Genomic DNA, 3,043 nt, shown 5'->3' with positions numbered 1-3,043 from the left:
CTGCGGCTGCCCCGCCGGGTCCTGGACCCGCGCGGCGGCGCCGAGCGCGGTCGTCTGCCCGGCGCCCTGACCAACATCGCCTCCGGCGACGCCGAACGGGTCGGGCAGGCCGTGGGACGGATCCCCGTGGCGGTGGCGTGCGCGGCCGGTCTGGTGGTCAGCGCCGCCGCGCTGTTGCGTGTGTCGGTCCCCCTGGGACTGCTGGTGCTGCTGGGCACACCGCCGCTGCTCTACCTCACCCACCTGGTCGGCCGACCGCTGGCCCGCCGCAGCGAGGGGGAGCAGGAGCGCGCCGCCCGGGCCTCCGGTACCGCCGCCGACCTGGTCGCGGGGTTGCGCGTGGTCAAGGGGTTGGGCGCCGAGGCCGCCGCCGCGGACCGCTACCGCGCCACCAGCCGCGCCTCCCTGACCGCCGCGCTCCACGCCTCCCGCGCCCAAGCCGGGCACGACGGAGCCGTGCTGGCGCTGACCGGCGGCTTCATCGCGGCCGTGGCCCTGGCCGGGGCGGTGTTGGCCATGCGGGGCGACATCAGCGTCGGCGGCCTGGTCGCCGCCGTGGGCCTGGCCCAGTACCTCCACGGCCCCTTCCGGGGGCTCGGCTTCGTCAACGGCGTGCTCGCCCGGGCGCGGGCCTCGGCCGACCGGGTCGCCGAGGTGCTCGACGCGCCGTGGGCGGTAACCGACGGCACCGCCACCCTGCCCGCGGCGCCCGAGGGCGCCGTGCGCCTGCGCGACCTCCACCACTCCACACTGCGCGGTGTGGACGCCGACATCGCCCCCGGGAGCCTGGTCGGCGTGGTCGCCCCCGACCCGGCGGCCGCCGCCGACCTGATCGCCTGCCTGTCCCGCGACGTGGACCCCGAGCGGGGGACGGTCGAGGTCGACGGGGTGGACACGACCAAGCTCGCTCTGACCGATCTGCGCCGCGCGGTCCTGGTCGGCGAACACGACGCCGCGCTGTTCGAGGCGTCGCTGGCCGACAACGTGGCCGTCGCCGCGTCGGGATCGGTGGAGGACGCCCTGGCCGCGGCCACCGCCGACGAGGTGGCCTCCGCGCTGCCGCACGGGGCGGCCACCGAACTGACCGAACGGGGACGGTCGCTGTCGGGCGGTCAGCGCCAGCGTGTCGCACTCGCCCGGGCACTGGCCGCCGACCCGTCGGTGCTGGTCCTGCACGACCCGACCACCGCCGTCGACACGGTCACCGAGACACGCGTGGCCGAACGCGTGGCGGCGATGCGCCGGGGCCGGACCACCGTCCTGATCACCACGAGCCCCGCTCTGCTGGAGGCGGCCCACACCGTCCTGCTGGTGGAGGAGGGCACCGTGACGGCCCGCGGAAGCCACGCCGACCTGGCCCGCGACAGCGACTCCTACCGAAGGGCGGTGCTCGCGTGAGCGCGGACCACCTGCTGCCCACCGCGACGGCCGCCCGTGTCCGGGAGGCCGTCGCGGCCCTGCTGCGCGAGCGCTGGGCCACGGCGCTCTGGTCCCTGGGCGCCCTCACCGGCGCCACCGCCGTGGGCCTGGCCACCGCCGCGATCCTCGGCCGTGTCGTCGACGCCGTCGTGGCCGGCACCGGACCCGAGGCGCTGGTCGTACCGGTCGTCGCGCTGGTGGCCGTCGCCGTGGTCAGCGGCGCCGGCAACGCGTTGGGAATCGCCGGGGTGGCGCGCCTGGGTGAGGACGTGGTCGCCGAGCTGCGCGAGCGGTTCGTCGACCGGGCGCTGCGACTGCCGCTGGAACGCGTGGAGCTGGCCGGGTCCGGTGACCTGACCTCCCGGGTCACCGGAGACGTCACGGCGGTGACCCGGTCCGTGCGGGACGCCTTCCCCCAGTTGGCCCAGGCGGTGCTCACCATCGTCCTCACCCTGGGCGCCCTGGCGCTGCTGGACTGGCGGTTCCTGCTGGCGGCGCTGTTGTCGGTGCCGGTCCAGGTGATCGCGCTGCGCCGCTACCAGCGCGGGGCCGCGCCGGTGTACGACGAGCACCGCCGCGCGGTGGGCGCACGCCAGCACCGCCTGCTCGGCACGATCAGCGGCGCGCGGACCGTGCGGGCCCTCGGCCTGGCCGAAGCGCACACCCGGGGCGTCGGGACGTCATCGCAGCGGGCCGCCGACCTGGCCGTGGCCGGGACGGGCGTGGCCACGCGGTTCTTCAGCAACCTCAACCTGGCGGAGTTCGTCGGGCTCTCCGGTGTACTCGTCGCCGGGTTCTGGCTCGTGGACCGGAACATGGCCACGATCGGGACCGCGACCGCCGCGGCGCTGTACTTCCAGAACCTGTTCAACCCGATCAACACGGCCCTGGGGCTGGCCGACGAGGCCCAGAAGGCGCGCGCGAGCCTGGCCCGGATGATCGGGGTGTGCGACCTGCCCGCCGAGCCCGAACCCGGCCCCCTCCCCACTCCGGACGGCTCGCTCGTCCTGTCGGGGGTGGGCCACTCCTACCGTCCGGGAACCCCGGTCCTGTCCGGTGTCGACCTCAAGGTGCGGCCCGGGGAGCGGGTGGCCCTGGTCGGGGCGAGCGGCGCGGGCAAGTCCACCCTGGCCAAGCTGGTCGCGGGGGTCCACCCCGCCGCGGAGGGCTCGCTGAGGGTGGGCGGCTTCGATCTGGCCGGCACCGGACCGGCGGCGGCGCGTCAGGCGGTCACGCTGGTCAGCCAGGAAGTGCACGTGTTCGCCGGTCCGCTCGCCGAGGACCTTCGCCTCGCCCGCCCCGAGGCGGGCGAGGCCGACCTCCTGCGCGCCCTGGAGACCGTGGGGGCGCGGGCCTGGGTCGAGTCCCTGCCGGACGGGGTCGCGACGGTGGTGGGCGCGGGCGGGCACGCACTGACCCCGGCCCGGGCGCAGCAGCTCGCGCTGGCACGCCTGGTGCTGGCCGACCGCCCGATCGCGGTCCTGGACGAGGCGACCGCCGACGCGGGCAGCGCGGGCGCGCGTGAGCTGGAGGAGGCCGCGTCCCGTGCCCTGGACGGCCGCACCGGGCTGGTGGTCGCCCATCGGCTGACCCAGGCGGCCGAGGCCGACCGGGTCGTGGTCCT

2 protein-coding genes are annotated in these 3,043 nt (G+C 76.8%); both read left to right on the top strand.

Going from position 1 to position 3,043, the window contains the following annotated elements; translation table 11 throughout:
- A partial coding sequence (locus D471_RS0130075; RefSeq protein ID WP_017602045.1) for an ATP-binding cassette domain-containing protein occupies positions 1 to 1,398 on the top strand: 1,398 nt, incomplete at its 5' end.
- The coding region (locus D471_RS0130070; RefSeq protein WP_017602044.1) for an ABC transporter ATP-binding protein at positions 1,395 to 3,043 on the top strand (1,649 nt) is incomplete at its 3' end. The genes D471_RS0130075 and D471_RS0130070, both read left to right, overlap by 4 nt.

The sequence above is a fragment of the Nocardiopsis lucentensis DSM 44048 genome (genome assembly GCF_000341125.1).
GTDB lineage: Bacteria > Actinomycetota > Actinomycetes > Streptosporangiales > Streptosporangiaceae > Nocardiopsis > Nocardiopsis lucentensis.
The sequence above is the reverse complement of the archived record's forward strand: the minus strand, read 5'-3'. Positions and strand labels throughout refer to the sequence as shown.